This window comes from Synechococcales cyanobacterium T60_A2020_003, assembly GCA_015272205.1.
In the GTDB taxonomy this organism is placed as follows: domain Bacteria; phylum Cyanobacteriota; class Cyanobacteriia; order RECH01; family RECH01; genus JACYMB01.
In genome coordinates, this window is the sequence record JACYMB010000270.1 from 1 (window position 1) to 7,617 (window position 7,617).

At 52.3% G+C, this 7,617-nt stretch carries 7 protein-coding genes; 3 read left to right on the plus strand and 4 right to left on the minus strand.

Going from position 1 to position 7,617, the window contains the following annotated elements; genetic code table 11:
• Positions 1-83: 83 nt before the first annotated feature.
• Positions 84-623, minus strand: a complete 540-nt coding sequence (locus IGR76_13480; protein MBF2079488.1) for a hypothetical protein — start codon at positions 621-623, stop codon at positions 84-86.
• Between the two features lie 293 nt (positions 624-916).
• On the opposite strand from IGR76_13480, the gene IGR76_13485 reads away from it, so the two are divergent.
• From IGR76_13485 to IGR76_13495, 3 genes are all read left to right on the plus strand, one after another.
• The gene (locus tag IGR76_13485; protein MBF2079489.1) at positions 917-1,300 is read left to right on the plus strand and encodes a hypothetical protein; all 384 of its coding nucleotides are present in this window, start codon (positions 917-919) and stop codon (positions 1,298-1,300) included.
• A 72-nt stretch (positions 1,301-1,372) separates the two neighbouring features.
• The gene (locus IGR76_13490) at positions 1,373-2,098 is read left to right on the plus strand and encodes a lipase (protein MBF2079490.1); all 726 of its coding nucleotides are present in this window, start codon (positions 1,373-1,375) and stop codon (positions 2,096-2,098) included.
• A 330-nt stretch (positions 2,099-2,428) separates the two neighbouring features.
• Entirely contained in the window at positions 2,429-3,649 is a 1,221-nt protein-coding gene (locus IGR76_13495; GenBank protein ID MBF2079491.1) for a septal ring lytic transglycosylase RlpA family protein, read from the plus strand.
• A 140-nt stretch (positions 3,650-3,789) separates the two neighbouring features.
• Here IGR76_13495 and IGR76_13500 read toward each other — a convergent pair whose 3' ends face one another.
• From IGR76_13500 to IGR76_13510, 3 genes are read right to left on the minus strand one after another with little or no spacing between them, the layout of a single operon-like run.
• On the minus strand, positions 3,790-5,160 hold the full coding sequence (locus IGR76_13500) for a DUF3370 domain-containing protein (GenBank protein ID MBF2079492.1): 1,371 nt from the start codon (positions 5,158-5,160) through the stop codon (positions 3,790-3,792).
• 33 nt (positions 5,161-5,193) lie between these two features.
• Complete coding sequence (locus IGR76_13505) at positions 5,194-5,766, minus strand: peptidase C15 (GenBank protein MBF2079493.1); 573 nt, start codon at positions 5,764-5,766, stop codon at positions 5,194-5,196.
• Positions 5,767-5,810: 44 nt separating this feature from the next.
• Positions 5,811-7,244 carry a PP2C family protein-serine/threonine phosphatase gene (locus IGR76_13510; protein MBF2079494.1) on the minus strand — a complete coding sequence of 478 codons (1,434 nt, stop codon included), beginning with the start codon at positions 7,242-7,244 and terminating at the stop codon, positions 5,811-5,813.
• Between the last annotated feature and the right edge of the window lie 373 nt (positions 7,245-7,617).

A 7,617-nucleotide genomic window follows, 5' to 3' on the forward strand; every position in this document is an offset into this window, starting at 1 on the left:
TTCCGGTGGGAGAAGCCCGCACCGTATGTTTGCATCGGTGTCGGGAGTACGTCACCGTTCAACGCTTAGGATCTGTACGAATCTTAGTAGACTTGCAGCAGCACCTTAGCGATGTAACCATACCCCATGACGTACTGGCTGCACTTGTGCTCTGCGGGGCCGATTTCAGCCGTCGCCGACACAATGTACAAACCCGGTGTCATGCCGGCCTTCACCGGGAAGCTTGCCAACTTCACCACATACTCGTACTCATCTTTCTGAGTCGTGATCGTTGCGGCCAGATCCACCTCCGTTGCCGATCCACCCTGACCTTCATAATGGAAGTTGATGGTGATCTTGGTGCCCAAGCACATCAACAGGGAAGACAGCGGGGTTTTGTTGAACTTGATGTTCACGCTGGAGTTGAACATCTCGTCCGAAGCGATAATGTAAGGAGACTGCCCCGGCGCTACAAACTCAGGAGGGATTGGGTCGCTAGCAGTTCCCTCAACGCGCAGGTTAGACAGTTCAAACTGTACAGGACCCAAGATATTCTTGGAGTAGGTTTCGGAATCAGTCAACTGCTTCTTGGGTTGGGGGCTGCTCACAGAGGGTGCCGCCGCCAGTTCAAATGTTGTTGCCATATCAATGTCCTCAATAGGGTAAAGTACGGTTGAGCAGTCAGGGTGCTGGAACCGGGAATTCGTCAGACCGCTGAACGTGTCAACTGAACCTATCGTGCCTAGCGCATGGGGCGATCGCCATTACCCTCCTGGGGCATTCTTGGTCATGCCTTTAATCGTGGGGCTGAAATTAGGGAAACGGAACAGCGCGACAACGTTACCGAACCTAGCAATGGCGGGGTTTGCAGACGGATTCCCGGATATGGAGAACGGTAATGCTTACGACCCCGCGCTGATCAACAGAGGCAATCACAATGCAACCCATTTATCCGCTTCGTTCCTACATTCGCTTTAGTGCGAAAAGCCAACTCCTCGCTGAACAGTTGGGAACGGCGGTCGCCCAACACTTCACTTCAACATCGGATGTCGATCCGTTTGGCACCCCACCCACGTCTGTATCCGAACCATCAGATTATTCCCAAAATTCCTTGCCCCGCTTTGATGATGAGTTGTTCAGCGTGGTGGCGGCAACGGTTCTGCATCCGTGCCGACATCCAGAGGTGTATGAACCGTGTGCTTCGGCAGCAGAAGCGAGCGCCATTGAAGATCGAGTCAGTGCAGAGATTGTGGCTGCTTATCAAAACGTGCAGTCCCCATTCAAGGCTGAGATCGTAGAACGCTTAAATCAACTGCTGTAGCTCAAGAAGATTTGAGGAACACCTGACACCTAGGGGATAATAGGCGCGTGTAACGAAACTTCATAACGTTTTATGCCGCTGCCAACTGTTATTTTGCCGGGATATTTAGCGGGCGATCGCCCCTATCGTGAAATGGAACAGGCGCTATCAAGCCTGGGGATTACCGCAACTACTGTACCCCTAAAACGTCAGGATTGGTTTCCAACCCTAGGTGGCCGCTCCGTAACCCCTATTCTCAATGCCCTGCATCAGACCGTCGAGAAAGTTCGCGCTGAATCTGGGAGCGATCGCGTGAATTTGGTCGGTCATTCAGCGGGAGGCTGGATTGCCCGCATTTATTTAGGTGAGGTTCCCTACGATATCCATCCATCGGATGCCGGAAGAAAGGTGCGCTGGAATGCCCATTCGGCGATCGCCACCTTGGTCACCCTTGGCACTCCCCACATCAGCCAGGAACGCTGGACGAAGCGAAACCTGGATTTTGTTAAAGAGAATTATCCTGGTGCATTCTACCCCTCCGTGCAGTATGTGTGCGTGGCTGGAAAAGCCATGAAAGGCGAGCCGTTTTCAATCAAGTCGTGGCGATCGCTGCAAGGTTGGTTTACCTACAGCAGTTATCAACTCACCTGCGGACAGGGCAACTGCTGGGGGGACGAAATTACACCCGTCGAAGCGGCCCATTTGGAGGGAGCGACAAATCTTGTTCTCGATCAGGTTGTGCATTCCCCCCGACCCCAAAAAATTTGGTACGGATCTGCGGACGTTGTTCCTCAATGGGCGAAATATTTAGCCTCGTAACGAAATAGGGGCTTGGCATAAAAGTTCCCAGTTTTCTGTGAAGAAATCATAAAGTAACATTGTTATACAAAAGCTCGAAACCTTTTCTGGACAATGCCTACACGGATTTAAGACATAATTCTAAAATATGAGAGAATTGTAAAGTTATACAAAATACTCGGCATACCCTGATCCCCATCGGGAAAACTTCGTGTTAGTGTATGGCAGTCCAAAACAAGGAAGATAAATGCGTAACGAGTACGACTTGGGATCACGAATCCTTGCTCCAGTTGGGGCAGGCAGTCGCCGAAGGCACGACTCGATTGCGTAGATGCATTTCAAGTTGGATATATGATTCAAAACAAAAAAAATCTTTGGGGCAGCCTTGCTGTAACCCTGCTAGTCACAACCTGGAGTGCTGCGATCGCGCCTAGCCAAGCAGATTCCCGCGTTACTGATTCAGGAGCTTCAGCAGCCCAGAACTCAGTTTCTGAGGAACGCTCCGAAGACCAAAACTTAGAGGCCCCAGAGTCATCGGTTACGTTATCGAATGATCTCGACGACCAAAATCAAGACCCTGCTTCGGTTTCTGAGCTTGCTGATAGTACAGAGAGCATGGAAGCATCGAACTCAGCAGAGGTGGTGAAGGTTGGTGAATACCAGTCCCAGGAGCAGACCGATTTAGCCGAGGATGCGATCGCCAACATTCTGCCGCACGACATGAACGGTCGAAATGCAGCAACTCTCTATGTTCGCAATATTCCAGTTTTAACGTTTTTAGGGTCGAGTAGCGACTCCTCTACATCTGCTCCAGCTAGTTCCCTATCTGCGTCCAATGTTCAACCCGGATCGATAGAGGGTGAAGAAGTTAAAATTGCGTCGGTTCAGGCACCCTCTGACGTTCTTCCCGCTGAATCAGCAGCATCTGAAGTTCTCGACCAATCCGATCCCGTGCTCCGGGCAACGGCGATCGCTGCAACCTTAAACCAACTTGATCGCCAAGGCGTGGATGCCGAAAGCATCAGCGTCAAATGGGACGGAGATGAACAAGCCTATGTCATCACCGTTGGAGATGAGGTGCTTGCCCGCATTGATGATGACACCATCTTGCCGGATACCACCCGTGACCACGCTGAAGATGCGCTCCAGGCTACAAATCGTCTAAGACGGTTGCTCGGTTCCGCACCCCCGCTAGACGAAATTGAAGGCGATCCCCACGCATCTCAAGGAACTCTGGTCAGCGCTGTTCAAGCTGCCTTTAGCGGGTTAGCCTCCTGGTATGGCCCTGGGTTTGATGGAAACTACAGTGCCAGTGGCGAAATTTTCAATCAGAATGCATTGACCGCCGCCCATCCTAGTCTTCCCTTTGGAACTCAAGTTCGAGTCACTAACTTGGATAATGGTCTTTCTGTCATTGTGCGTATTAATGACCGAGGCCCCCATGCTCCAGGACGAGTGATTGATCTGTCTACAGGAGCGGCAAACGTGATTGGTTTGGTTAGCGCTGGTGTAGCGCCAGTGAGTCTGGAAGTAGTTGATTCGGCTCAGGCTTCGGCTGGCGCAGGTCGATAGATCAACCGATTGGAACTTAGGGGATGGGAGCCTCGTAACGTGAGGCTCTCTTTTTTTTGAATATTGAACTGAACATTGCCCTGGCGATCGCCCCTGCATCCCAAACTCCAACCGGGTACAAAGAGCGATCGCCTCTCGTTCTACTCATCCACCAGCGTCTGCACCGTCAGCATCTGGGGCGGCGTAGAATCGGGGGGATACAGGAGATCAATATTAACTAACCGTCGAGTTTCTCCAGGCATCGTCAACGTTACCAACGGTTCCCCCATCTGTCCCCGTTGTTCGACTAAATGAACATAGCGGGTTTGGGGGAAGCCCCGATCGTCAGTGTAGCGAAGCCGCACCGTTCCCCGAAAGAATACTTGCTCTGCCGGAGGCTCCAAGAAGCGTAAGCCATCGGTGCTCAGGCTATCCTCCTTTAGGGGCGTTTCTAAGGCAATAGTAACGGTACGATCGCGGCTGTCGGGATTATAGAGGGGCAGCGAAAGGTTGTACTCCGCCGCATAGTTACCGTGGGACTGATACGCCGTATCCGGATAACGCACCAGCATCGGAGCGCTCTGGACTTGTTCCGTCCCCATTCGCCCTGCAATGAGCGTACTAATGCCATAGGAAAACGCCTCTCCTGCGGCGGGAATGGTCAGGGTCGTGGACTCTGGAGAATCGACCACCTGCGCCTGCCATAGGGATCCTTCGGAGACGCCCGACACGCGCCCATAAATGACCTGACCCGTGGTTTGATCCAGCGGCGTAGGGGTGCGATCGCGCATTTCGGCCAGTTCACCTGTGTTGAGAACCTCAATCCACTCATCGAGCGTGGGTTCGCGTTCAACCCCCTCATCGTCGGTCGGCGCAAAGAGGGCAAGGCTAGCCGCGTAGACGGTATCCGAGCTTCGTACCCGCATGAGGGTTGAGCGTCCGTTAATCGGTGGATCGAGGTCAGCAATCGGAATCGGTACGTTCATCAAGAGCTGATACCCATCGGGCGGCACCTCAACCTGAGATGGGAAGCTATCCTGCCGCTGCCCCCGTAGAATGTCGCTCATCGCCCGACTCCCTGGCCCTGCGTACACCTCCCCCCTGGGATTCTCCACCAGAGGCGGCAGCGAAATAAACGGCGCATCCGGTTGGCTGAGATAGCTCGCCGCTTGCAAAATATCGACGGTAACAGGTTCCGTGCCGGGATTATAGAGCAGAATCCCCAAATAGAGCGTGGTTAAATCTCCCTCAGTAACCGAGCGGTAAACGTGATGGGCAAAGACATCAAACCGTCCTGTAAACGGAAAGTTGAGATGGGCATTGGGGTGGGTCTTCCCCTCTGGCGAAAAGGTAGACAGCAGGATCCCTCCGCTTTGCACAAGTTCGGGACTATTGCTGTTGAACATAGGAACGTCATCAAACTGCCCAGGGAGCGATCGCACCTCCTGGGGGCGCACCACTTCTACAGGTTCCGGTGGGGGTTCGTCGGGTATGGCTTGGGCAAGGGTCAATACCGCAAGGAGGGGCAGCATGGGCAATAGGATATAGTTTCAAGACAGACATTTCTAAACGGTGATAGTATCGCGCTGTTGTGCAGGTAGACAAGCTTTTTTAGCTTGAACGTCGGCCAGACTCCGCGCCAGCACCACCTGAAAGTCTTGAAGGATTGCTGCTGTATTCTCTGCGGTCAGAATAGGGACATGGACAAATAGACATGGGGTCTGGTTTGGCTGAGCTTGCAGATGGGAGAGAACCGCGTAGTACAAGCCATTACAGACAAAGCGTCCGGCGTTTTTGCTCACGCGAGTGTAGGGTAAGCCTTGCCGAATCTGCTTGAGGTTGAGGGAGGTTGTGCGAACTTTGTCTCCAGCGATCGCCTGCTGTTCTAAATTCAATAACTTGCGTGATGCCGCCATGCCGCAGAGGAGGACGAGATCCGGTTGAAGGTCTTGGATTTCACCAATCACTCGTACCGGAGCGTGCTGAAAATCCACGGGAATCTGTCGTAGCGCGTGAACGGAGAGCGATCGCGTCCAGGCCGACTCCGCTAGCATATGCCCAAGTAAATCATCCGAGGCATTAGACGCTTGCTTCGCTTTCCAGGTGCGAAATGAGGTGAGTAGAAGCTTGGTTTGCATAGCCTTGGAACAAGGTTGAGAAAAAAACGAAACGGCGATCGCCCCTACGATCCCGCAGCATCCGATTTTACTTTTAGGACAATTAGCGTCATGTCATCGTCTACGGAACGCCCATTCCCCACAAACTGCTGTACCTGCAAAAATAAGTAGTCCAAAATGTCCTGGGGATGCTCGTAATGGTGACAGGCCCAGCGCAGCGATCGCACTAGATTTTCTTCCTCAAAGCGATCGCCCTGACGATTGGCGGCATCGGTAAAGCCATCCGTGTAGTAGATCACCACATCTCCAGGTTGAAGCTGCACCTTGGCGCTGTGATACTGGGTCTCCATATCCAGACCAATGAGCATCCCCAGCGTATCTAGACGACGAATCGAATTCGTGGCGGCCTGCCAAAGCAACGGCGGATTGTGGGCGGCATTGCTGTAAGCCAGAACTCGCGTTTCAGAATTGTATTCTGAATAAAACAACGTCACAAAGCGATTGGAGTTTTCCAAATCGCTATACATGACATGATTCAAGTGCTGCAAAATGCGATCGGGAGCGTGACGGTTGAGTACTTCCGCTCGCAGCATGCCGCGCAGCATCGTCATAATTAATCCAGCAGGGACACCTTTTCCCATCACGTCCCCAATCGCAATACTCCAGCAATCGGATGTGGGGAAGCCATTTCTAGCCGCTCGAATTTGATCATAGTTAGCCGGAATGAAGTCGTAATAATCGCCCCCGACTCGGTTTGCCGTTTGACACCGGGCTGCTAACTCAATTCCATCTATGACCGGACACTGTCTGGGCAAAAGCTGGTTCTGGATTTCTGCACCGATTTCTAATTCCCGGTCAAGCCGTTCTTTTTTCCGCAGTTCTACCGTAAGCTGATCGTTTTCGATCGCCACTGCCGTTTGATCGGCCACTAGACGCACTAATTTTTGCCGAGTTTCGGTCCAGGTATAGGCGGGGTCACGACTAAAGACGTATAGACGACCTCGCTCAATATTTTTGACGATAATGGCCGTCCCAAAAAGCTGGACATCCGACCCTAAAAAGTGGCTGACGTGGTGATCCAGCGTCTCGGTTGCATTGGTTAGAGGTAGAACCACCTTGCCCGGAGCCGCTGCTGAGGCTGCTGTAATTCGCCGGGTGGCTGCTTCCAAGGCTTGGCGCACATCTTGACAATGGCCGTCCTGGCAGTGGAGCCGCTCTAACCGCATTTGCCCATCTTTGAACAGGACAAGGGCACCCCCATCTGCATCGGTTACACGGCTAGCAATGAGAGGGGTTAGCTCTAAGAATTGGTTTAGATTGTTAAAACTGCGGAGGGCGAAACCAAGGGAACTTAATAAATCCTGAATCTTATTTTGCTCTCGGTGCAGCCGTGACACTAATTCCTTCAAGGCAAAAACAGGCGTCATCTCGTCCGAGGAGGCTTTTCCATCGGGGCGATCGGGTGGAGATGGCTGTCTTGAGATTGGCACAGCGGTCATGAAATCAGGGCATCAAGGAGTATGGGGGCGCAAAAAGGATGCGGAGAGCGATCGTGGATAACGACGGAGGAATGTACCGCTCTGTCCACCAGTTTGAGAAAGCCTAGAGGAAAACAGTTCCAGCAGCCTGCCTAACGCAAGTCAAGAGATCATAACAGGCTATCTGCCCAAAATGACACAGAGTTTGGCTTAAATTCTAGCGGATTGTTTAGAACTCGCAGGTGTGGTTTTCACGAGTTTAGGATTGCGCTGGATACTGCTAGAGATAAAACGCAGTCTGGCACTGGGAAACAGACACAGTGCCTACAAAAAACGTTCGTAATTGGTCACAGCAAGAAGCACACCGTATTGAGAATAAGGCGTTTCCTTCAGT

Bases quoted from the DNA above. Each gene is read 5' to 3' on its own strand.
- IGR76_13480 (MBF2079488.1), bottom strand. From the start codon at position 623: ATGGCAACAACATTTGAACTGGCGGCGGCACCCTCTGTGAGCAGCCCC.
- IGR76_13485 (MBF2079489.1), top strand. From the start codon at position 917: ATGCAACCCATTTATCCGCTTCGTTCCTACATTCGCTTTAGTGCGAAA.
- IGR76_13490 (MBF2079490.1), top strand. From the start codon at position 1,373: ATGCCGCTGCCAACTGTTATTTTGCCGGGATATTTAGCGGGCGATCGC.
- IGR76_13495 (MBF2079491.1), top strand. From the start codon at position 2,429: ATGATTCAAAACAAAAAAAATCTTTGGGGCAGCCTTGCTGTAACCCTG.
- IGR76_13500 (MBF2079492.1), bottom strand. From the start codon at position 5,160: ATGCTGCCCCTCCTTGCGGTATTGACCCTTGCCCAAGCCATACCCGAC.
- IGR76_13505 (MBF2079493.1), bottom strand. From the start codon at position 5,766: ATGCAAACCAAGCTTCTACTCACCTCATTTCGCACCTGGAAAGCGAAG.
- IGR76_13510 (MBF2079494.1), bottom strand. From the start codon at position 7,244: ATGACCGCTGTGCCAATCTCAAGACAGCCATCTCCACCCGATCGCCCC.